The sequence below is a fragment of the Nocardioides pymetrozini genome, from assembly GCF_046058985.1.
In the GTDB taxonomy this organism is placed as follows: Bacteria; Actinomycetota; Actinomycetes; order Propionibacteriales; family Nocardioidaceae; genus Nocardioides.
This window is the reverse complement of sequence record NZ_CP175556.1, coordinates 4,084,096-4,107,175: the sequence shown is the minus strand read 5'-3', so window position 1 is coordinate 4,107,175 and position 23,080 is coordinate 4,084,096. Positions and strand designations below refer to the sequence as shown.

At 73.4% G+C, this 23,080-nt stretch carries 15 protein-coding genes; 8 read left to right on the top strand and 7 right to left on the bottom strand.

The window, feature by feature from the left end; translation table 11 throughout:
• Positions 1-92 precede the first annotated feature (92 nt).
• From ACJ5H2_RS20030 to treZ, 4 genes are all read left to right on the top strand, one after another.
• Entirely contained in the window at positions 93-1,547 is a 1,455-nt protein-coding gene (locus tag ACJ5H2_RS20030) for an amidohydrolase family protein (RefSeq protein ID WP_408897198.1), read from the top strand.
• Positions 1,548-1,670: 123 nt separating this feature from the next.
• The gene (gene glgX, locus ACJ5H2_RS20025) at positions 1,671-3,839 is read left to right on the top strand and encodes a glycogen debranching protein GlgX (RefSeq protein ID WP_408899655.1); all 2,169 of its coding nucleotides are present in this window, start codon (positions 1,671-1,673) and stop codon (positions 3,837-3,839) included.
• Complete coding sequence (gene treY / locus ACJ5H2_RS20020) at positions 3,836-6,169, top strand: malto-oligosyltrehalose synthase (protein ID WP_408897197.1); 2,334 nt, start codon at positions 3,836-3,838, stop codon at positions 6,167-6,169. The genes glgX and treY overlap by 4 nt, the downstream gene beginning before the upstream one ends.
• Positions 6,166-7,899 (top strand): malto-oligosyltrehalose trehalohydrolase, encoded by a 1,734-nt coding sequence (treZ, locus tag ACJ5H2_RS20015; RefSeq protein ID WP_408897196.1) that lies wholly within the window; start codon positions 6,166-6,168, stop codon positions 7,897-7,899. The genes treY and treZ overlap by 4 nt, the downstream gene beginning before the upstream one ends.
• A gap of 61 nt (positions 7,900-7,960) precedes the next feature.
• Here treZ and ACJ5H2_RS20010 read toward each other — a convergent pair whose 3' ends face one another.
• From ACJ5H2_RS20010 to nadE, 3 genes are all read right to left on the bottom strand, one after another.
• A complete protein-coding gene (locus ACJ5H2_RS20010) occupies positions 7,961-8,146 on the bottom strand; it encodes a hypothetical protein (protein ID WP_408897195.1) in 186 nt (61 codons plus the stop codon).
• A 7-nt stretch (positions 8,147-8,153) separates the two neighbouring features.
• Entirely contained in the window at positions 8,154-8,702 is a 549-nt protein-coding gene (locus ACJ5H2_RS20005) for a hemerythrin domain-containing protein (protein WP_408897194.1), read from the bottom strand.
• 114 nt (positions 8,703-8,816) lie between these two features.
• The gene (gene nadE, locus ACJ5H2_RS20000) at positions 8,817-9,629 is read right to left on the bottom strand and encodes an ammonia-dependent NAD(+) synthetase (protein ID WP_408897193.1); all 813 of its coding nucleotides are present in this window, start codon (positions 9,627-9,629) and stop codon (positions 8,817-8,819) included.
• 269 nt (positions 9,630-9,898) lie between these two features.
• On the opposite strand from nadE, the gene ACJ5H2_RS19995 reads away from it, so the two are divergent.
• The 3 genes from ACJ5H2_RS19995 (at position 9,899) to ACJ5H2_RS19985 (ending at position 15,519) form a co-directional block, all read left to right on the top strand.
• The gene (locus ACJ5H2_RS19995; RefSeq protein ID WP_408897192.1) at positions 9,899-10,846 is read left to right on the top strand and encodes a helix-turn-helix domain-containing protein; all 948 of its coding nucleotides are present in this window, start codon (positions 9,899-9,901) and stop codon (positions 10,844-10,846) included.
• A 95-nt stretch (positions 10,847-10,941) separates the two neighbouring features.
• The gene (locus ACJ5H2_RS19990) at positions 10,942-11,163 is read left to right on the top strand and encodes a hypothetical protein (RefSeq protein WP_408897191.1); all 222 of its coding nucleotides are present in this window, start codon (positions 10,942-10,944) and stop codon (positions 11,161-11,163) included.
• A gap of 162 nt (positions 11,164-11,325) precedes the next feature.
• Positions 11,326-15,519: a carboxypeptidase regulatory-like domain-containing protein gene (locus ACJ5H2_RS19985; protein ID WP_408897190.1), complete on the top strand. Its 4,194-nt coding sequence runs from the start codon at positions 11,326-11,328 to the stop codon at positions 15,517-15,519.
• A 78-nt stretch (positions 15,520-15,597) separates the two neighbouring features.
• Here the strand turns inward: ACJ5H2_RS19985 and ACJ5H2_RS19980 are convergent, their stop codons facing one another.
• The 3 genes from ACJ5H2_RS19980 to ACJ5H2_RS19970 all read right to left on the bottom strand — a co-directional run bounded on the left by ACJ5H2_RS19980 (position 15,598) and on the right by ACJ5H2_RS19970 (position 21,418).
• Positions 15,598-16,509, bottom strand: coding sequence for an LPXTG cell wall anchor domain-containing protein (locus ACJ5H2_RS19980; RefSeq protein WP_408897189.1), 912 nt, complete (start codon positions 16,507-16,509; stop codon positions 15,598-15,600).
• Between the two features lie 233 nt (positions 16,510-16,742).
• Positions 16,743-20,276 carry an indolepyruvate ferredoxin oxidoreductase family protein gene (locus ACJ5H2_RS19975; RefSeq protein WP_408897188.1) on the bottom strand — a complete coding sequence of 1,178 codons (3,534 nt, stop codon included), beginning with the start codon at positions 20,274-20,276 and terminating at the stop codon, positions 16,743-16,745.
• Positions 20,273-21,418: a Leu/Phe/Val dehydrogenase gene (locus ACJ5H2_RS19970; protein WP_408897187.1), complete on the bottom strand. Its 1,146-nt coding sequence runs from the start codon at positions 21,416-21,418 to the stop codon at positions 20,273-20,275. Before ACJ5H2_RS19970 ends, ACJ5H2_RS19975 begins: the two co-directional genes overlap by 4 nt.
• Positions 21,419-21,549: 131 nt before the next feature.
• On the opposite strand from ACJ5H2_RS19970, the gene ACJ5H2_RS19965 reads away from it, so the two are divergent.
• Positions 21,550-21,999, top strand: a complete 450-nt coding sequence (locus ACJ5H2_RS19965) for an Lrp/AsnC family transcriptional regulator (protein WP_408897186.1) — start codon at positions 21,550-21,552, stop codon at positions 21,997-21,999.
• 22 nt (positions 22,000-22,021) lie between these two features.
• Here ACJ5H2_RS19965 and ACJ5H2_RS19960 read toward each other — a convergent pair whose 3' ends face one another.
• Entirely contained in the window at positions 22,022-23,053 is a 1,032-nt protein-coding gene (locus ACJ5H2_RS19960) for an Ig-like domain repeat protein (protein ID WP_408897185.1), read from the bottom strand.
• Positions 23,054-23,080: the final 27 nt, after the last annotated feature.

The following is a 23,080-nucleotide window of genomic DNA, read 5'->3' as shown; positions in this document are numbered from 1 at the left end:
CCTTCGCGGCGGCGATCGCAACCGATCTGGCTGATGATCCGCACCGGCGGGACGGGGATGCTTCGGATCCCACCCACGTGTCGGAGGTCATCTTGAGCAAGCAGCGCACCCTGGTCCGCAACGGCCACGTGTTGACGATGGATCCCGATCTCGGCGACCTCGCGTCGGGCGAGGTGCTGATCGAGGACGGCGTCATCGTCGCCGTCGGTCCCTCGCTCGGCGTCACCGACGCCGAGGTCGTCGACGCGACCGGCCACCTCGTCCTTCCGGGTCTCATCGACACCCATCGGCACACCTGGCAGTCGCTCGTCCGCGGGATCTGCGGCGACTGGACGCTCGGCGACTACTACTTCGGGATCCGCCTCGGCATCTCCCCGGCGTACACCCCCGACGACGTCCGCCTCGGCAACAGGTACGGCGCCATCGACGCCCTCAACGCCGGGGTGACGACCATCCTCGACTTCTCCCACTGCAACAACACCCCCGAGCACGCCGACGGAGCCGTGCAGGGCCTTCTCGACGCGGGGATCCGTGCCGCGTTCTGCTACGGGTTCTTCGAGAGCGCGCCGGAGGACACCAGGTTCGGCGACCACGCCGCACGCATCAAGGACTTCCATCGCATCGCCGACACCTACTTCGGCTCGGACGGGCGGGTCACCCTGGGTGTCTCCCTCTCCGAGATCTTCGGCCTGCCGTGGGAGCACTCGGTCGACGAGCTCGCGGCCGCACGCGAGCGCCAGGCCCTCCTGGTCAACCACGCCGGCTGCGTCTTCGGCAGCGTCCTCGCCACGGGCATCCTGGAGATGGAGGCCCTCGGCCTGCTCGGTCCCGACATGGTCCACGTGCACTGCACGACCTTCGGGGACGCCGAGTGGGAGGCGCTGGCCCGCACCGGTGGGAAGGTCTCGATCTCGAGCCAGACCGAGCTCAACATGGGCTTCGGCCGTCCCGTCTTCGAGCGCTGCCGCCAGCACGGGATCGCTCCCACGCTCTCCGCGGACGTCATCTCCCTCAACAGCGGCGACCTGTGGCACGAGCTGCGGTTCGGTCTCTCCGCCGCCCGCGCCGACGCGGCCCAGGCGACCAACCTCGCCGGGAGGATGCCCGACAACGTCGTGACCACCGCCCGCGAGGCGCTGCGGTGGAGCACGGTCAACGCCGCCGAGGCGATGGGCCTCGGCGACAAGGTCGGCTCCCTCTCGCCGGGCAAGCGCGCCGACCTCATCCTCGTCGGTGGCGGGGCCCTGGAGCAGCACCCCCGCGTCGACCCGTACGCGACGCTGGTGTTCCAGACGTCGGCCGCCGACGTGCAGACCGTGATCGTCGACGGCCAGGTCGTCAAGCAGGGCGGTGTCCTCACGGTGGCCGACCGCGACGCCCTGACGGCCGAGGTCGACGCCGCGTCCGAGCGCATCCTCGGCCGGGTTCGGGACGCGGGACGCGAGCTTCCCGGTACGCCGCCCGGGGCCTGGGCCGCCATCGAGCCCATGGCCCGCGGCTTCCACCAGGTAGCGGTCGAGGCAGCGAGGAGCGCCCGACGGGGATGAGGGCGACGGGCGCGCAGGCCAGGTCCGCACCTGCGTGACGGCGACCACCACGTGGGGTGAACCCTCGCCAGGGGGGTACCCCTGCAGAGGAGCCGACGGACGAGGGTGGGAGTGGTGGGCGTGGTGGAGACCTGGCCGGGGGCGGCGTACCCGCTCGGGGCGACCTTCGACGGCAGCGGGACCAACTTCGCGCTGTTCAGCGAGGTGGCCGAGCGCGTCGAGCTCTGCCTGGTCGACGTGGGCGACGACGGTGCGCGCACGGAGACCCGGGTGGAGCTGACGGAGGTCGACGGCTACGTCTGGCACGCATACCTGCCCGGCGTGCAGCCGGGCCAGCGCTACGGCTTCCGCGTGCACGGGCCGTGGGACCCGGCGCAGGGCCTGCGCTGCAACCCGGCGAAGCTGCTCCTCGACCCGTACGTGAAGGCGACGGTCGGGGAGATCGACTGGGGCCAGAGCCTGTTCGGCTACGACTTCGGCGACCCGGAGTCGCGCAACGACGACGACTCGCTCGACCGGATGATGCTCGGGGTCGTCACCAACCCGTACTTCGACTGGGAGGGCGACCGCCACCCACGCACGCCGTACGCCGACACGGTGATCTACGAGGCGCACGTGAAGGGCCTCACCGCGACCCACCCCGACGTACCGGAGAGTCTGCGCGGCACCTACGCGGGCCTGGCGCACCGCTCCGTCGTCGAGCACCTGCGTGGGCTCGGGGTCACCGCCGTCGAGCTGATGCCGGTGCACCAGTTCGTGCACGACGACGTGCTGCTGCAGCGGGGACTGCGCAACTACTGGGGCTACAACACCATCGGCTTCTTCGCTCCCCACGAGGGCTATGGGTCCGGGAGCACGCCGGGTGGGCAGGTCCAGGAGTTCAAGGCGATGGTCAAGGAGCTGCACGAGGCGGGGATCGAGGTCATCCTCGACGTGGTCTACAACCACACCGCGGAGGGCAACCACCTCGGCCCCACGCTCAGCTTCAAGGGCATCGACAACCCGGCGTACTACCGGCTGGTCGACGACGACCGGCAGTACTACATGGACTACACCGGCACCGGGAACTCCCTCAACGCCGGCAACCCGCACTCGCTGCAGCTGATCATGGACTCGCTGCGCTACTGGGTGACGGAGATGCACGTCGACGGCTTCCGCTTCGACCTCGCCTCTGCGCTGGCTCGCGAGTTCTACGACGTCGACCGGCTGGCGACCTTCTTCGAGCTCGTCCAGCAGGACCCGGTCGTCAGCCAGGTCAAGCTCATCGCCGAGCCCTGGGACGTGGGCCCGGGCGGCTACCAGGTCGGCGGCTTCCCGCCCCAGTGGACCGAGTGGAACGGCGCCTACCGCGACACCGTGCGCGACTTCTGGCGCGGCGAGCACAACCTCGGGGAGCTCGCGAGCCGGCTCGCCGGCTCCGCGGACCTCTACGAGCACACCGGCCGCCGTCCGGTCGCGAGCATCAACTTCGTCACCGCCCACGACGGCTTCACGCTGCGGGACCTGGTGTCCTACGAGGCCAAGCACAACGAGGCCAACGGCGAGGACGGGCGCGACGGGGCCGACGACAACCGCTCGTGGAACCACGGCGTCGAGGGGCCGACCGACGACGCCGGCGTCAACGAGGCGCGGGCCCGGGACCAGCGGAACCTGCTGGCCACGCTGCTGCTCAGCCAGGGCGTCCCGATGATCCTGCACGGTGACGAGCTCGGCCGCACCCAGCAGGGCAACAACAACACCTATGCCCAGGACTCGCCGCTGAGCTGGGTGGACTGGGAGCACGTCGACCGGCCGCTCGCGGAGTTCGTCAGCGAGCTGACCCGCCTGCGCCACGAGCACCCGTCGCTGCGCCGCCAGCGCTTCTTCACCGGTACGACGGTGCGCGCCGGCGAGGGCGAGCGGCTCAACGACATCGTGTGGCTGCACCCGGAGGGCCGGCCGATGGAGGACGGCGACTGGCAGGAGCTGCGGACCCTGGGGATGTACCTCAACGGCGACGGCATCGCCGGACGCGACCGCCAGGGCCAGCCGATCCGCGACGCCCACTTCCTGATCCTCCTCAACGGGGACGGAGACCAGGAGGTGACCCTGCCCGACGAGGAGTACGCCGCCGCCTGGCAGGTCGTGGTCGACACGAGCGGCAGCTGCGACCCGGAGGCCCGGATCGAGGCGGGCGGGTCGTTCGCCCTGCCGCACCGCTGCGTCGTCGTCCTGCGGCAGTGGCAGGAGCCCGAGCCGGAGGCCGACGTCAGTCCGGCCGCGTCGGTGGCGTCGATGGCGAGCGCGCAGTGACCCGCGTCCCCAGCAGCACCTACCGGCTACAGGTGCGCGCGTCCTTCGACCTCGACGCCGCGCGCGAGCTGCTGGCGTATCTCGACGACCTCGGCGTCGGCTGGGTCTACCTCTCGCCCCTCCTCGAGGCGCATCCGGGCAGCGACCACGGGTACGACGTCGTGGACCCCACCCGCGTCGACCCGGCCCGCGGCGGCCCGGACGCCCTGGCCCGCCTGTCCGCGGAGGCCCACCGCCGTGGCATGGGAGTCCTCGTGGACGTGGTGCCCAACCACGTCGGCGTGGAGTCGCCGGCCACCAACGGCTGGTGGTGGGACGTCCTCAAGCACGGCCGCGACTCCCGGTTCGCCCGCTTCTTCGACATCGACTGGGCGGCCGGGCAGGGCAAGGTCCTGCTCCCGGTCCTCGGTGACGACGACCAGCCGGACCCGACGGCCCCCATCGCGAACCTGCGCCTGGTCGACGGGATGCTCGGCTACCACGACCACCGCTTCCCGCTCGCGCCCGGCACCGCCGACGCCGGTGATGAGGACCCCCAGCACGTGCACGAGCGCCAGCACTACCGGCTGGTGAGCTGGCGCGCCGCCGACGACGACCTGGACTACCGCCGCTTCTTCGCCGTGAACACGCTCGCCGGCGTCCGTGTGGAGGACCGCGACGTCTTCGAGGCCAGCCACGTGGAGATCGCGCGCTGGTTCCGCGAGCGTCTCGTCGACGGCCTGCGGGTCGACCACCCGGACGGCCTGCGCCACCCGGCGGCCTATCTCGACGACCTGGCCGACCTGACCGGCTCCGCCTGGGTGGTCGTGGAGAAGATCCTCGAGCCCGGCGAGGAGCTGCCCGCGCGCTGGAACACGGCCGGCACCACGGGCTACGAGGTGCTCGCGATGGTCGACCGGGTCCTGGTCGACCCGGACGGGGAGGCGCCGCTCAGCGCGCTGGACGACCGGCTGCGCGGCGGCGTACCGCCCTGGTCCACGCTCGTGCGGGACAACAAGCGGCACGTCGCCGACACCATCCTGCACGCGGAGGTGCGGCGCATCGCGCGCGAGATCGCCGTCGAGCTCGAGACCGTCCCCGACGCCGCGTGGCGGCAGCCGGTCGAGGCGGTGCTCGTCGAGCTGCTCGCGGCGTTCCCGGTCTACCGCAGCTACCTGCCGGAGGGCAGGGATCATCTCGACGCCGCCGCGGCCGCCGTCCGCGCCGACCGCCCGGACCTCGCCGACGCCCTGGACCGGGTGCTGCCCCTGCTGGCCGATCGTGTGCGCGCGCCGTCGCTGCGCTTCCAGCAGACCAGCGGGATGATCATGGCCAAGGGAGTCGAGGACCGCGCCTTCTACCGCTGGTCCCGGCTCACCTCGCTCAACGAGGTCGGCGCCGACCCCGCGCAGTTCGCGCTCGCCGCCGACGCCTTCCATGCGGCGATGGCGCGCCGCCAGAGCAGCGCGCCGCACGCGATGACGACGTCGAGCACCCACGACACCAAGCGGGGCGAGGACGTGCGGGCCCGGATCAGCGTGATCGCGGAGGACCCGGAGTGGTGGTCCGCCACCCTCGAGGCCCTGCTCGCCGCGGCCCCCGCCCCCGACCCCGGCTTCGCGAACCTGCTCTGGCAGGCCGCCGTCGGGGCCTGGCCCCTCGAGCGCGAGCGTCTGCACGGGTACGCCGAGAAGGCGATGCGCGAGGCCGGCGACCGCACCACGTGGACGGCCCCCGACACGTCGTACGAGAAGGCGGTGCACGCCCTCGTCGACGCGGCGTACGACGACCCGGCGGTCGCGGCGCTGGTGGAGGACGCGGCGACGCGGCTCGCCGACCCGGGATGGAGCAACGCGCTGTCGGCCAAGCTGCTGACCCTGACCGTCCCCGGCGTCCCCGACGTCTACCAGGGCAGCGAGCTGTGGGAGCAGAGCCTGGTCGACCCCGACAACCGGCGGCCGGTCGACTTCGCGCTGCGGCGCCACCTGCTCGCCGAGGCAGCCCCGGTGCGGCCCAGCGGCCTCGAGGACGACGGCCGCGCCAAGCTGCACGTCGTACGGACGACGCTGCGGCTGCGCCGGGACCGGCCGGACCTCTTCAGCCGCTACGAGCCGCTGACCGCGACGGGCGCGGCCGCCCACCATCTGCTGGCCTTCGACCGTGGCGGCGCGATCGCCGTGGCGACCCGCCTGCCGCTCGGTCTCGAGCGCGCGGGTGGATGGCGGGACACGCGCCTGGAGCTGCCGCCCGGGGAGTGGCGCGAGCTGCTGACCGACCGGCCGGTCTCGCCCGAGGCCGGCGTCCTGCTGCGCGACCTGCCGGTCGCCCTGCTCGTCCGGGAGGACCGATGAGCTTCGAGGTCTGGGCCCCGCGGGCCGAGCGGGTGCGCCTGGCGCTGGCCGACGACGTGGTCGCGATGCGCGCCACCGGCGACGGCTGGTGGACGGCCGACACCGGGCCGGTGCCCGACGGCGCCCGCTACGGCTACCTGCTCGACGACGACGAGCAGCCGCTGCCCGACCCGCGCTCGCGTCGTCAGCCCGACGGCGCACACGGGCTGTCGGCCACCTTCGACCCGGCCGCTCACCTCTGGGGCGACGGCGCGTGGACCGGGCGGCAGCTCGCCGGCGCCACGATCTACGAGCTGCATGTCGGCACCTTCACCCCCGAGGGCACGCTGGACGCCGTCGCGTCCCGGCTCGACCACCTGGTGAGCCTGGGCGTCGGATTCGTCGAGCTGATGCCGGTCAACGCGTTCAACGGCGTGCACAACTGGGGCTACGACGGCGTGCTGTGGTCCGCGGTGCACGAGCCGTACGGCGGCCCGGCGGCGTACCAGCGCCTGGTCGACGCCTGCCACCAGGCGGGCATCGGCGTCATCCAGGACGTCGTCTACAACCACCTCGGCCCCTCGGGGAACTACCTGCCGCGCTTCGGGCCCTATCTCAAGGACGGCCGCAACACCTGGGGCGACCTGGTCAACCTCGACGGCGAGGGTGCGGCGCAGGTGCGCCGCTACATCCTCGACAGTGCGCTGATGTGGTTGCGCGACTACCACGTGGACGGACTGCGGCTCGACGCCGTGCACGCGCTCTCCGACGACTCCGCGACGCACCTGCTCGAGCAGCTGGCGGTCGAGGTCGCCGCGCTGTCGGCCCACCAGAACCGGCCGCTCACCCTCATCGCCGAGTCCGACCTCAACGACACCCGGATGGTCACGCCGCGGGAGGGCGGTGGGTACGGCCTCGACGCCCAGTGGAGCGACGACTTCCACCACGCGGTGCACGTGGCGCTGACCGGCGAGACCACCGGGTACTACGAGGACTTCGCTCACCTGGGCGCGCTGGCCAAGGTCCTCGACCGCGGGTTCTTCCACGACGGCACCCACTCCAGCTTCCGCGGGCGCGACCACGGCCGCCCGGTCGACACCGCGCACATGCCTGCCTGGCGCCTGGTCGTCTGCGCGCAGAACCACGACCAGGTGGGCAACCGGGCGCGCGGCGACCGCACCGCGGAGCACCTGGACGACGAGCGGCTGCTCTGCGCCGCGCTCCTCACCCTGGCGTCGCCGTTCACCCCGATGCTCTTCCAGGGCGAGGAATGGGCCGCGAGCACGCCCTTCGCCTTCTTCACCTCCCATCCCGAGCCCGAGCTGGCGACCGCCACCGCGGAGGGCCGCCTCGCCGAGTTCGAGCGGATGGGCTGGGACCCCGACGAGGTGCTCGACCCGCAGGACCCGGCGACCTTCGAGCGCAGCCGGCTGGACTGGTCCGAGCGCGGCAACGGCCGACACGCCCGGATCCTCGCCGGCTACCGACGGCTCGCCGCCCTGCGCCGCGAGCTCCCGGCCCTGACCGAGCCGGCGTTCGGCACGACCACGCTCGACGAGCCGCTGCGTCGGCTCACCCTCGACCGGGGCGCGGTGGCGGTCCACCTGAACCTGGGCGAGCGGGACTGGGAGGTCCCCGCGGCCGAGGTGCTCTTCAGCACCTCCGAGCGGGTGCCGCTCGGGGGCGCGGCCGGCCCGGTCGTCGTACCGCCGGGCAATGGGGTGCTGGTCCGCAGTCCCCGCGAGGTGTGAGAAGAGGGGGTGTGAGGTGTGAGTTGTGGGCGCCACGACTCACACCTCGAACCCCCACTGCTCACACCTCGGGCCCGCCGGTGGCGTTGCTCGGGCACTCCGCGTTCGTGCAGACCCGTACGTCGACGGTCGCGTCGGGTTCGTGGTCGTCGTCGCGCTCCGCACCCTCGCCGCCGGTCGCGGGCTCGCGGGGGCGCAGCTCGACAGTGGAGCCGCAGATCTCGCACGGCCTGTTGTCGAAGTACACGGCGGCTTCAGCGCAGGGCGGCACGTGCCGCGTCGCGGACCTTGTCGACGAGCGCCGCCAAGGGCCCGACGGCCGCGTTGACGGTCGCGGACTCACCCGCCGCGGGATGGGGATGGGTCGGCGCGATCCTCTCCACCGCCTTGACCGCCGAGGCCATCTTGTCCAGCTCGCCGGGGGACGCCTCGGCCAGGAGGATCGGGAACTCCAGCTCCTCCTCGTTCCTCGCGTGCTCGAGCACCATCGTCCGCAGCTCCTCCAGGCCGGCCTCGAACTCCGCCGACGACGTGTCCATGCCGTCGAGGGAGGCGAGGAGCCGCTTGGCGTCGTGCTCCTCCTTCTGGCGGGCCTCGACCACGTCGCCGTCGCCGTGCCGGATGGCGTTGGGGTGGGTCACGATCTCCTCCGCGGCCTCGTGGACCGAGAGCATGCGCCGGAGCTCGTCGAAGGCACGGGACCGGGCCTCGGCGTCGGTCGTGGACTGCACCTCCTCGAAGAGCTTCTCGATGTGACGGTGCTGGTCGGTCAGCAGCTCCACGACGTTCTTCGTTGCGGTCATCGTCGTCCTCCTCGGTGGATCCGGGCTTCGGGGCAGTGCGGCGGGGGCGGGACGGGTGTGCTGGGGGGCTCACAACTCACACCTCGAGCCCCCACAACCCACACCTCGTGCCGCCTAGGGGCCGGGCGGCAGCGAGCGCTTGTGGGCGGTACGCCGGTACGCGGTCTCGATGACCTCCCGCGCACGGTCGCTGACGTGCTCGCCGAGCAGGTAGGCGTCGATCTCCTCGTAGGTCACCCCATAGGCGACCTCGTCCGGCAGGGCGGGCCGCAGGTCCTCGAGATCGGCGGTCGGGACCTTGTCGGCCAGGCGCGGGGGCGCGCCGAGGGCGCGCCCGATCGCCCGGACCCGGCCCTTGGTGAGACCGAGGAGCGGTCCGACGTCGAACGCGCCGTCGCCGTGCTTGGTGAAGAAGCCCATCACCGCCTCCGCGGCGTGGTCGGTGCCCACCACCAGGCTGCCGAGGCGCCCGGCGACGGCGTACTGCGCGACCATCCGCTGCCGGGCCTTGATGTTGCCCTTCACGAAGTCGGCGACCTCGGCGGGCACGCCGGGCGCGCTCGTCGCCTCGTGCAGCGCGTCGACCGCGGGCTTGATGTCGACCGTGACCGTGTCGGCCGGCTCGATGAAGGAGATCGCATCGAGGGCGTCCGCCTCGTCCTGCTGGGTGCCATAGGGCAGTCGCATCGCGGTGAACGTCCGCCCGCTGCGGGCGCAGGCGATGCTCGCCAGCCGGCCGGCGACGGTGGAGTCCAGCCCGCCGCTGATCCCGAGCACGTAGCCCGTGGCGCCGGAGCGCTCGAGATAGTCGACCAGGAAGGCGATCCGCCGCTCGGCCTCCGCCTCGGCCGCGAACTCGTCCGCGACCCCGAGAGCCGTACGGATCGCGGCCTGGTCGGGCCCCTGCTGGCTCGCATCGCTGGACATGCCCGTGACTCCTGCCGCTCGTCGGGAGGCGCGCGAGCGTCCCCTCGACCGTCCGGACGCTCCGCCTGGTCGGCGGTCCCGGAGATTCGTCGGTGTGCGTAACCTCGACACTTCTCCGGGGCCCGCCGTACCCGAGCAACTACCCGCTCGCGCCCGTCGGATACGTGTCCGGTGCGCCCGTCGGGGGACGACCGCGCACCCTGCGCCCCGGGCGACAACGGCGAGCCCCCACGCTAGGCTCGAGGTCACGGGACCGAGGGGGTCTGGGCATGGTGTGGTTCGAGAGCGACGAGCTCGAGCTGACCGAGGCGTTCCTCAGCGCCCACTACGCCCCGATGCGGATCGGCAGCACGACCGCCGAGGCCCGCACCAGGATCGAGCGCTCGGCGTCCCCGTCGATCACCATCGACCACCTCGACTTCCGGTTCGAGATGTCCTACGACGTCGACCCGCTCGGGACCATCGCGCTGTGCGACGTCGCCTCGGGTGCGGTCGAGGACCACGGGCCGGACGGCTCCGCGACGACGACCTTCGGCCCGGGGGACCTCCTGACGCTCGCCCCGCCGGAGCGGGGCTACACGGGCACGATCAACCACGCTGCGTACACGATCACCATGGTGGACCCGGCGCTCCTCGGGCAGGTCGCGCTGCCGGCGAAGGGATACGACCGCGTCGAGCTGCTCCACCATCGCCCCGTCGACGGCGCGGCCGCGGGCCGGCTGCGCGCGGCGATCGGGCATCTCGACGAGGTCGTGCTCGCCGACCCGGTGAGCGCGGCGAACCCGCTCGTCCTCGGCGCGGCGTCGCGCTATGTCGCGGCCCAGCTGCTCGCCGCGTTCCCCAACACCGCCGCGGCCGCCGGGCAGGCCGCCGACAGTCGTGACGCCCATCCGCTCGCGCTCCGCCGCGCCCTCGCGTACGTCGAGGCGAACGTCGCGGAGGACGTGTCGCCGGCGGCGATGGCGGCCGCGGCGCACGTGAGCGTCCGCGCGCTGCAGCTCGCCTTCCGCCGGCACCTCGACACGACGCCGATGGCCTATCTCCGTGAGCTCCGGATGGCGCGGGTCCGTGCCCAGCTCGTCGCCGCCGTCGCGGGCGACGGCACGACCGTCGGCGAGGTCGCGGCGCGGTGGGGCTTCAGCCATCAGGGCCACTTCGGGGTCGCCTACCGGAGGGCCTACGGCGAGACCCCGAGCGCGACCCTGCGCCGCGGCTGAGGTCGGACGACGGTCCGACCGCGGTGCGCTGGTGGGACACCGAACTCGGCGCTGGCGGGATAGCGGGCACGGTGGCCGGGACCTAGGGTCGAGACGTGTACGAGGCCGCCGTTCCGACGCCGCTGGAGCTCGCGCGCCGTCGCGGCGCGCAGGGCGGCGCGGCCGACCCCTCCCAGCCGCGTCGACGGCTGGAGTGCCTCGCCTGCGTCCGGGTCACCGAGCACGTCAAGGGCCCGGCGACATACCGGGAGGACGGCACGGTGCTGGTGCAGTGGTGGCGCTGCGCCGAGTGCAACGAGGCCCAGACCGTCGGCTGACGCGGGCGCCCGGAGCCCGCCCCGGTGACCCCGCGTTCTTGAGAACCCGTTCTCATCTTCTTTCCCGTTCCCCGGACACGGGCGCCCCGCGGTCGCTAGCCTCCGCCGGACAGCCGCGTGTCTCTCGGACGGGCGGCGCACACGACTATGGGGAGTCGATTGATGCGTACGCGCGCCCGCGGACCGGTCGTCCGCCTGCTCACCGCGGTGCTGAGCACCGCCCTCGCGCTGGCCGGCCTGGTCGCGCTCTCGACCGTGACCGCACCGGCTGCGCGAGCGGCCGCCGGCACCGTCAGCGGGACCGTGACGACAGCCGGGACGGGTACGCCGCTCGCCGGCATGACCGTCGTCGCGTACTGCGACGAGGACGGCGCCTGGGACCCGTGCAAGGAGACCACCAGCGGCGCTGACGGCGGGTACTCCTTCAGCCTCCCCGAAGGCACGTACCACGTCGGCGCGCTGAGCGAGGACGACCACTACGCAGCGGCCTTCTTCGGCGGCACCGACGCGGCCAACGCCGCCGCGGTGGTCCCGCCGGCCAGCGGCGTCGACCTCGCGATGACCCCGAACGCCACCGTGAAGGGTCGGGCCACCACGGGTCTGCTGAGCACCGCCGTGGCGGGTGCCGACGTGTGCCTCTACGAGCATCTCACCGTCGACGGCCAGAGCCGATGGGAGTGCGTCAGCAGCACGACGACGAGCGCGAACGGCAACTACACGCTGTGGGCGGAGCCCGGCACCTACCGGGTCGGCTTCTCCGTCCCGGACGACCACCTGCGCGCGGTGTACTACCCCAACGCGGCGACGGTGGACTCCGCGACCAACCTCGTGCTCGGGCCCTCCGGACGCACCGGCATCAACGTGAAGATGGTCCCCAACGCCAAGGTGACCGGCAAGGTCACCGTCCAGGGCACCGGGGCCGCGATCGCCGGCGCGCGCGTCCGGGCGTACGAGCTCGAGAGCGGCGTCTGGGTCCGGAGCCGCGCGGTCTCCGCGGACCTCAGCGGCACCTACGAGCTCTACCTCGACCCCGGCACCTATCGCTTCGAGTTCGACAACGCCTGCGCCGACGGCGGCCCGTGCGACGCGGTCTACCGCGCCGAGTTCTGGAACGACAAGCCGACCGTCGAGGCGGCCGACGGCGTCACGGTCGGCAACAGCGGCACCGTCGCCAACATCAGCGCGGCCCTCGCGCGCAATGCCAAGATCACCGGCACCGTCACGGCCCAGGCCGGCGGCGCGCCGGTCGCGGGGGCCCGGGTCACGGCGTACCGGAAGGCCACCGGTGGGACGAGCACGGCCTGGAACGACGTCGCGATGACGACGGCGGACGCGAGCGGGGTCTACGCGCTCCACGTCGCGCCCGGGACCTACCGGGTCGCCTTCGACGACGGTTGTGCGGCGACCCCCTGCCCGGACGTGTACCAGACCGAGTTCTGGCAGGAGGCCGCCGACCTCGAGACCGCCGACGACGTGGTGGTCGCCGGCGCGGCCACCTACCCCTCGCGCGACGGCACGCTCGCGAAGAACGGGCACATCACGGGCACGGTGACCGCCGATGCCGGCGGCACGCCTCTGGCCGGGATCCAGGTCTTCGCCCTCGACGCGAAGACCGCCGGCGGCGAGACCGAATGGACGCCGGTCGGCGGCGTCACCCTCACCGACGCCCAGGGCCACTACGCGCTCCCGGCGGCGCCCGGCACGCACCGGGTCGGCTTCCGGCAGCCGTGCACGGGCGCCGAGTGCCGCTACCTCACCGAGTACTACGACGACGCCGCCACCCCCGAGGAGGGCAACGACGTCACGGTCACCGGCCCCTCGACCACGACGCCGGGCGTCGACGCCGCCCTCGCGGAGGGGTCGCTCGTCTCCGGCACCCTGACCGACCGCACGGACCAGCCGGTCGCCGGCGCGAAGGTCACCGTGTACGCCGAGCAGGGCGGGACGTGGACGGAGCTGACCACGTCCACGTCCGACGACCAGGGCCGCTACGCCGCCCTCGTCCCGGACGGCAGCTACCGGGTGGGCTTCTCCTCGCCGAACGGCACCTTCACCGACGAGTTCTACGACGACAGCTGGACCCTCGCCGGCGCCGACACCGTCGTGGTCGACGGGGCCGACGAGACCGACGTGGACGCGACCCTCGGCCTCGAGGTCGTGAACCTCGCGGCACCGACCGTCGCGGACGCCGACCCGCAGGTGGGCGAGAAGATCACCGCCGGCACGGGCAGCTGGTCCGTCACCCCGGACGCGTTCGGCTACCGCTGGTTCCAGGCGGGCACGGCCACGCCGATCGGCACCGAGAAGGACCTAGTGGTCCCGGCCGGCGCCCTGGGCAAGGCGCTCACGGTCGAGGTCACCGCCACGAAGGCGGGCTACGCACCGGGCGTGGCCATCTCCGCCCCCTCGGCCGACGTGGCCCAGGGCGTGCTGACCAGCACCGCGAAGCCGACGGTCTCCGGGGCAGTCGCGGTGGGCAGCACCGTCCAGGCGATCGAGGGCACCTGGTCGGCGACCCCGGACGCCTACACCTACCGCTGGTTCCAGTCGGGTACGGCGACCCCGATCGGCACCGGCAAGGAGCTCGTCGTCCCGGCGGGTGCCGTGGGCACCACCCTGACCGTGGAGGTCACGGCCACCAAGGCCGGCCACGCCAGCGGCGTCGCCACCTCCGACCCGACGTCCGCGGTCGCCCCGGCGGGCCTCAGCAACACCGCGAAGCCGACCATCACGGGCCAGCTCAAGGTCGGCGCGACGGTCGAGGCGGCCGAGGGCACCTGGTCCAGCACGCCGGACAGCTACACCTACCGCTGGTTCCAGGCCGGTACGGCGACCGCGATCGGCACCGAGCGCACGCTCGTGGTCCCGGCCAGTGCTCTGGGCAAGGCGTTGACCGTCGAGGTCACGGCGGCGAAGGCAGGTCACAGCAACAGCACGGCGACGTCCGAGCCGTCGGCAGCGGTGACGGCCGGCACCCTGACCAACACGGCGAAGCCGACCATCTCCGGCGAGGTGAGGGTCGGCGGGACGGTGCAGGCCACCGAGGGGACCTGGTCGCCGACGCCCGGGAGCTACACCTACCAGTGGTTCCAGTCCGGCACGGCCGAGGCGATCGGCACCGGGAAGTCGTTCGTGGTGCCGGCCGGGGCGGCGGGCAAGACGCTGACGGTCAAGGTGAACGCGCTCAAGTCCGGCTACACCGTGGGCACCGCGTTCTCGGAGCCCTCCGAGCCCGTGGGGCTCCCCACGCTGGAGAACGACGTGCCGCCGTCGGTCACGGGCGAGCCGCAGGTGGGACTCACCGTCACCGCGGACGAGGGCACCTGGTCGGCGACCCCCGAGTCCTACACGTACCGGTGGTTCCAGTCCGGCTCGACAGAGCCGATCGGCACGGCCAAGTCCCTCGTGGTGCCGCCCGGCGCCCTGGGCAAGACCCTCACCGTCGAGGTGACGGCCACCGCGAGCACGCACGCGAAGGGCGTCGCCTCCTCCGCTCCGTCGGGCGAGGTCGCCCCCGGCGACCTCGAGAACACGTCGGCTCCCGACGTGAGCGTGAACGGGGGTGGCGCCGTGCAGGTCGGCAAGACCCTCACCGCGTCTCCGGGCACGTGGTCGCCGATGCCCGCTGCCGACGACTTCGCCTACGAGTGGTACCGCACCGGCTCGGACAGCCCGATCGGCACCGGCAAGACCCTGGTCGTCCCTGCGGAGGCCGCGGGTGAGCGGGTGTGGGTCGAGGTCACGGCCACCGTGCCGGGATATGCGAGCAGCTCCGCGGTCTCGCCGCAGACGGCGCCCGCCGCCGCGGCGCCGGCGCTGAGCATGACGTCCCGACCCACCATCGCCGGATCGGCCCGGGTCGGGGAGACCTTGACCGCGCAGGACGGCACCTGGTCCGTGACCCCGGACAGCACCACCTACCGGTGGTTCCGGCTGGGCTCGACGACGCCGATCGGCACGGGCAGGACGCTGGTCGTGCCCGCGAACGCGGTGGGCTGGGCCCTCGTGGTCGAGGTGACCGCGGCGAAGGCCGGCTATGCGAACGGCTCGGTGCTCTCGGTCCCGACGGCACCGATCGCCGTGGGCGCCCTCGCGGTCACGGGCAAGCCGACGCTGACCGGCAAGGCCAAGGTCGGCAAGAAGCTCACGGTCGTGCTCCCCGCCGCGACCCCGGCCGGCGCCACCGTCACGGTGCAGTGGCTGCTCGGAAAGCGCGCCATCCCCGGTGCGACCGGGAAGAAGCTCAAGCTGGCGAGCAAGCTCTACCGCGGCACCAAGGTGCGGGCGGTGGTCACCTGGACCCTGCCGGGCTACGCGCCGGTCGTGCTCAGGACCGCCAAGGTGCGCATCCGGTAGTCCTTCGCCACCGACTGTCGACCACGAGGTCGGGGGTGGCCCGGCGACAGCTCGCCGCCGGACCACCCCGTCGACAGGTCACGCGACGGGTCGCCGCCGTACCGCCGCGGTGGCCAGCCCGACGCCGGCGAGCAGCATCAGCCCACCGACGGCCGAGAGCAGGACCAGTGAGTCGGAGGCACCGGTCTGCGGGAGCGCCGCCTCGCGGGGCGCGGTGACGGCCGCAGCGCGCGCGTCGGCGGGGTTCGCCTCCTCGGTGACGCCGAGGACCTGGCCTGCGGGCGGGTTCTCGCCGCCGCCCGGCGGAACCTCCGGCGGGACGACGCCGGGCGCGGTGCACTCGGAGTCCGCGACGTCGCGGGCCCGCTCGCCCTTCTCGGCCCAGCGGATCGCCACCGACTGGAGCTGACCGTCCGAGAACGGGAACGGGAAGGTGCCGCTGAAGCCCTTCCCGAGCAGCGCATGGTGGTCGACGATCACCGGGTGGGAATAGATCTCGGCTGCTCCCGGCTTGCGGACGTACTTGCAGACCACGACCCGGTGCGGGTCCTTCTGCGGAGCCAGCCCGCCCTGTCCGGGCGGCAGGCCGACGACGGGGTCGGGCCCGTCGGCCGGCGGCGGACCCGCGTGGCTGGGCGGTCCCGCGTCGGCGGGCGGTCCCGGGTCGGCGGGCGGGCGGGGGCCGTCCGGACCCTGGCCGGGGCCGTCCTGGTCAGCGGCCCCCGGCAGGCCCTGGCCCGGGGCGTGGTCCGGGACCTGCGCCTGGTCGGGCAGGGGCGGGCGCTTGTCGGCGGGCGGGCCGGGGTCCGCGGGCGGAGACCCGGCGGTGTCGGGGCTGTTCGGGACCCCGCCGGCGTCGGCGGAGGCGGGGGCGCCGAGACCCGCGACCAACAGGGTCGCCAGCAGGGCGACGAGGGCGAGCAGGGCGGAGAGCGGGACGAGCACGCGTCGTGGTCCCGAGGGACGCGTGGAGACTGGCGGACGGGACATGGTGGAACCCCCAGGGAGCATGGCGCGGACGACCCGCGCTGAACGAACGACCGTGGACTGTTCCCGAGACGAGCGAAAGGAGCGCCGGACCGCTCCCGCATCGCCTGCGGGGTCGGCCGACCCTCCCTCCGCGCCGGAGGTACCCAGGCGTAAGCGGACGATTCACCCTTGGACGCCAAAAATGGGCGCTGCGCGCACCCAGGGTGCGCGCAGCGGTCGGTGCCGGGTCGGCGTCAGGCGATGGTGGCCGGCGGGGTGACGCCGAGCTCGCGCAGCGCCGCTGCGTACTGCTCGACGTTGCGCAGCTTGACGCTCTCGTACCCGCGGACCATGTCCGGCAGCTCGGCGAGGCGCACCGCCCGGTCGTAGCCCGCCCCGTCGCCGGCGCTCAGGCCGGCGGCGAGGTCGGCGACCATCGCGCGGTAGTGGTCGCGCAGGTCCCGCTCCACCCTGCGCAGGTGTGCGTAGCCGAAGACGTCGGCGCGCGTCCCACGCAGCGACTTCATCCGAGCCAGGGCCCTCAGCGTGCCGTGCGAGCGCGGGCCGAACGAGATCTTCTTCTCGCGCCCCATCGCCCGCAGCACCGGCGGGTGCAGCTTGAAGGAGACCGTGCCGCCGGGGAAGGACTCGCCCGCGGAGGCGAGGAACTCCGGGTCCGTGAGCAGGCGGGCGACCTCGTACTCGTCCTTGTACGCCGTCAGCTTGAACAGGTTCCGGGCGACGGCCTCACTGAACCGGGTCTCGTCGGTCACCGCCCGCTCGGCGGCGGCGACCCGCGCGACGAGGTCCACGTAGGAGTCGGCCAGCGCCTCGTCCTGGTAGCCGACGAGGTCGGTGGCGCGCCGGCTCACGAGCCGCAGCAGCTCACCCTGCAGCCCGGCGGTCGCGACCGAGGCCGGCACCGGGACGGTCCGGTTCGGCCGCGTCGCGGGAGACGTGCCGGCGGCGCGGAAGGCGGCGGGATCGGTGACGGCGACGCGTCCCCAGCGGAAGGCCGCGACATTGGCCGCGACCGCCGTGCCGTTGATCTCGATGGCCTCCTCGATCGCGGCGGCCGGCAGGCGCAGCGCGCCGGTCTGGTAGGCGGCGCCGACGAGCAGGAAGTTCGCGGCCACGGTGTTGCCGAAGATCCGGTCCGCGGCCTCGAGGGCGTCGAAGTCGAACATCTCCACGCTGGCGGTGCGGACCCGCGCCATCAGGTCGGCCTCGTCGGGGTGGCGCACCGACGGGTCGTGGACCATGGCGCCCGTGGGGGTGCGGCTGGTCGACACCACCGTGCGCGTCGTGGTCGGGTCGCCGTAGGCGAGGTTGCGGTCCTCGGCCAGGGTGAGCAGGTCGAATCCGAGGAAGCAGTCCGCCGAGCCGGGGGTGAGCCGGTTGGCCGGCTCGAGCGCGCCGGCAGCGAAGCGCAGGTGACCGGTGACCGGTCCCGCCTTCTGGCTGAGGCCGGTCTGGTCGAGCGACTCGACCTCGTAGCCCGCGCGCAGGGCGGCGGTCGCCAGCACCTGGTTGACGGTCACGATGCCGGTCCCGCCGATGCCCGTCATGAACACGTTCTGGGTGGCGGTGACCCGCTCCTCGGCGCTGCTGGGCTCGACGTCCGGCGGCGCCGGGAACCCCTTGCGGGCGGGGGTGGCCGCGGCGGACCGCGCGGCGCGTGCCCTGCGCCGCGCCGTACGCCGCGAGCGCGGCGCGGTCTCGATCGTGACGAAGGACGGGCAGTCGCCGTCGAGGCAGCTGTAGTCGGTGTTGCACGAGGTCTGCTCGATGCGGGTCTTGCGGCCGTACTCGGTCTCGACCGGCTGCACGGACAGGCAGTTGCTCTTCACGCCGCAGTCGCCGCAGCCCTCGCACACCGCCTCGTTGATGAGGACGCGCTGGGTGCGCGCCGGGAGCGCACCGCGCTTGCGCTGGCGCCGCGCGTCGGCGGCGCAGTGCTGGTCGTAGATCAGCACGGTCACGCCGGGGATCTCGCGCAGCATCTGCTGGGCCTCGTCGAGCCGGTCGCGGTCCCAGAGCAGCGTGCCGGGAGCCAGGTCGCGGCGCCGGTGCCGCTTCGGCTCGTCGGCGCAGACGACGATCTTCTTGACGCCCTCGGTGTGCAGCTTGTGGGTCAGCTGGGGCACGGTGAGCGCGCCCTCGGCGTCCTGGGCGCCGGTCATCGCGACGACGTCGTTGTAGAGCACCTTGTAGGTGATGTTCACCCCGGCGGCGATGCAGGCCTGGACGGCGAGCTGGGCGGAGTGGAAGTAGGTGCCGTCGCCGACGTTCTGGAAGACGTGCGGTGCGTCGGTGAACCAGGCCTGGCCGATCCACTGCGCGCCCTCGCCGCCCATCTGGGTGACGCCGGTGACGGCGCTCTCCGGGCGGTCGGAGATGGTCACCATGGCGTGGCAGCCGATGCCGCCGCCGCCCATCGAGCCCTCCGGCAGGACGGTCGAGCGGTTGTGCGGGCACCCGGAGCAGAAGTACGCCGACCGGTTGACCGGCAGCAGCGGCAGCGAGATCCGCGACGGCTTCGGCGGGCTCACCGTCAGCCAGCCCTCGAGGGCGTGCCGAAGCGGCGCGAGCAGGCGGCCCGAGGTCAGCTCGCCGTCGGCGGGGATGAGCCGCTGTCCGGTCGCGTCCTTCTTCCCGAGGACGCGGGGGGCGCCCTCGGTGCCGTAGAGCAGGTCCCGGATCTGCATCTCCGTGAAGGACGTCTTGTCCTCCACGACGACGATCTGCTCGAGACCCTCGGCGAAGCGGAGCACGGCCTCCGGCTCGACCGGGCTCATCATGCCCAGCCGCAGCACCCGGACGCCCGCCGCGGCGAGGTCCTCGTCGGTGACGCCGAGGTCGGTCAGCGCCTGGCGCAGCGAGTCGAAGCAGCTGCCCGACGCGACCAGGCCGAGACGTGCCTGCGGCGGGTCGACCTCGGTGACGCTGAGTCCGTTGCGCGCGGAGTACTCGTGGACCAGCGCGGTGCGCGGCCCGACGAGCTCGGCCTCGGCGCCCACGATCATCGCGGGGCGCAGCACGATCGGGCTCTGCGTGTAGGCGTAGGGGTGGCCGTCCCAGTCGATCGTCGGGAGCACCGGGGACAGGTCGAGGTCGGCACCGTCGACCACCCAGGCGCCGTCGGCGACGTCGGCGACGATCTTGAGCGCGACCACGCAGCCCGAGGCGCGTGACATCTCGATGGCATGGAGCCCGAGGGTGACGATCTCGGTGGAGTTGCGCGGGAAGAGGACGGGGATGCCGAGTGCGGCGAGCGAGCGCTCGCTCACGGCGGGCACGGTCGAGGACTTCGACGCCGGGTCGTCGCCGACCAGCAGGACGGCGCCGCCGCGCCGGTTGACGCCGTACATGTTGGCGTGGCGCAGGGCGTCGGTCGCGCGGTCCACGCCCGGACCCTTGCCGTACCAGAAGCCCGTGACGCCGTCGAACCTCGCCTGGGCGGCGGGCAGGTCCACCTGGCTGCCCCACACGGCGGTGGCGGCGAGCTCCTCGTTGAGGCCGGGGACGAACCGGATGTCGTTCTCGTCGAGGACGTCCTGCATCCCGGCGAGGAGCCGGTCGAGGCCGCCCAGCGGGCTGCCCTGGTAGCCCGAGACGAAGGAGGCGGTGCGCAGCCCGCGGCGACGGTCGAGGGCGCGGTGCTCGACGAGCAGCCGGGCGATCGCCTGGACGCCGGTCAGCAGCGTCGGCGGGGCCGACGGACGGAAGCGGTCGGCGAGGTCGTACGGCGCGGGCTCGCTGGTCGGGCGGTCGAGGAGCTCGGTCATGCGCGGGCCTCCGTCATCGAGGTCGTCGGGGTCATCGAGGTCGTCGGGGTGCTCGCGCGGTCCGGGCCGGCGGCGAGGCGCTCGGCGACGATGTCGGCGGCCACCTCGCTCGGGAGCCGGCCGGCCTCCTCGGAGCGGGCGAGGATGGCCCGGACGGTGTCGGCGATCCGGGCCACGTCGCCGCGCACCTCCTCGGCCGTGCGTGCCCAGATCTCCCCGCCGACCTGGATCAGGCCGCCGGCGTTGGCGACGTAGTCGGGCACCCAGGTGATGCCGCGCCGCTGGAGGAGCGGGGCCACGGAGGAGTCGAGGAGCTGGTTGTTGGCGGCGCCGCACACGATCCGGGCACGGATGGCGTCGACCGACGACGGCGTGAGCGTGGCGCCGAGGGCGCAGGGCGCGTAGACGTCGACGGGGGCGTCCACGACCGCGTCCCGTACGGCGAGCGCCGGGTGCTCCTCGCGCACGCGCTCCAGGGCCGCCGCGGACGCGTCCGCGACCACGACCTCGGCACCCTCCTCGAGGAGCAGGGCGACCAGGTGGGTGCCGACCTTGCCGATCCCCTCGACGCCCACGGACCGGCCGCGCAGCCCGTCCGGGCCCCACTGGTGCTCGGCCGCGGCCCGCATCGCGCTGAACACGCCGTAGGCCGTGGAGAACCCGCTGTCCCCGGAGCCGCCGTTGCTGCCGACGACGTACCGGGTCGCGGTGGCGACGACGTCGAGGTCCTGCGCGGTCGTGCCGACGTCGGCGGCGGTGTAGTAGCGGCCGGAGAGGGAGTCGACGAAGCGACCGTAGGCCTCCAGCAGCGCCGGGGTCTTGGCGGTGGCCGGGTCGCCGATGATGACCGCCTTGCCGCCACCGAGCGCGATGCCGGCGGCCGCGGCCTTGTGGGTCATGCCCTGGGAGAGGCGCAGCACGTCGGTGAGCGCCGCGGTCTCCGTGGCGTAGGGGTAGAACCGGGTGCCGCCGAGGGCCGGGCCGAGCCGGGTGTCGTGGATCGCGATGATCGCGCGCAGGCCGGTGGCCCGGTCGCGACAGAAGACGACCTGCTCGTGACCGGCGCCGGCGAGCTCGTCGGAGCGCTCGAACACGAGGTCGACCGAGGAGAGGGGGTCGGCGGAGACGGCGGTGAGGCTCATGCGCACGAGCCTGGGGCCTCGTGGGGCGGGTCACAACCCGCGTCGCGGGCTTTGGCGTCGATCCGCAACCGGTCTGGCTCTGTGGGCCGACGTGGAGCAACGCACACGCCGTGGCACGTAGACTTCGTTGCGTGAGCGAGCAGGCGATCCTCGACCCCACGGACCGGGCCATCCTCGACCTGCTGCGGGAGAACGCACGTCGGCCGCTGCGCGAGATCGCGACGGCGGTCGGCCTGACCGTGGCACCCGTGCAGCGCCGGATCGCCCGGCTGGAGCGGCTCGGCGTGATCGAGCGCTACACCGTCACGATCAACCACGGGCGGATCGCCACCGGCATCGAGGCCATGACCGAGCTGCACTTCGCCGACGACCTCGACCTCGCGCAGATCATGGAGTTCGTGGCGCAGATCCCGGAGGTCGAGGAGGTGCTCACCCTCGCCGGCGACCCGGACGCGCTGGTGCGCATCCGGGTCGACGGGGTGGAGGACCTGCGTCGGGTGGTCAGCTCGCTGCGCTCCGGCGGGGCGGTCGCGAGCACCAAGACGCTGGTCGTGCTGGAGCAGTGGACCCGGTTCGGCTGACCCGGGCCCACTGTCGCTTCCCTCAGCCCAGGCGGATCTTCCTGACCGCCGAGCTCGACGACGCGACCGAGGCCGAGCCGGCGTACTCCGCCACCAGGCGGTGCTTGCCCGTGCCGAGCTTGGCGACCTTCATCCGGAGCACTCCGCCGTGGCCGGCGGCGAGGGTGCCGCGTGCCACGACCCGGCCGCCCCGGGCGAGGTCGCGGACGACGACGGGACCGGTCGGCGCCGCGCCCGCGCGGACGGTGACGGTCGCCTTGCCCTTCGCCCGCGCCGACACCTTGAACTTCGCCGTCGTGCTGGACGCGACCTTCGCCACGCCGCCGCCGGTGCCGCCTCCGGTGCCGCCGCCGGAGCCGTCGGGACCGGTCGCGAAGAGGGGGACGTACGGCGTGACGAAGGGCTTGTCGCCGCCGTGCCCGGCGACCTGGAAGGCCACCTGCAGGTGGTCGCCGGAGCTGGCGACCGAGCACGGGCCGAGGCCCGCGGCCCGCTCGTAGCAGCTGGGCGGAGGCGTCGCCGTGCCCTTCAGGGCGCGCTGGGCGACCACGGGGACCTGGAACTCGAAGATCTGGCCGCGCTTGAGGGTGATCGCCTGCCCGTTGACCGACGCGATCGCGATGCCGTTGTGGGCCCCGCGGGTCAGCGTGACCGGGTCGGTGGTGAAGGTCGGGGTCGGGTCGTCGATGGCGTTGATGCCCCATCGGACCGGCTCGTCGGGGTAGCCGAACGCGGCCTCGTCGAACATCAGCTCGGGCACGACGGCCACGCCGCTGCTGCTGCACGGCAGGCCGACGAGGCCGATGTAGCCGTGCAGGAGGAAGGGCTCGCCCACCTTCGGCACCTCGCCGGTCGGCGACCACCAGCCGACGTTCGCGGTGACGCCCGCGCTCGGCTGGCCGGTCCAGCAGTTGAGGATCGTGTCGGACTCGCTGGTGCCGTCCTGCCACTCGCCGGCGGCGTGGGCGGGGGAGGCGAGGGTCAGCATCGACGCCGTGAGGAGGCTCGCCCCGAGGGCGAGGAGGGACCTGTGCTTGCGCTTGAGGGGGATCATGGCGGGGACGCTAGGAGGCCCGCCGTC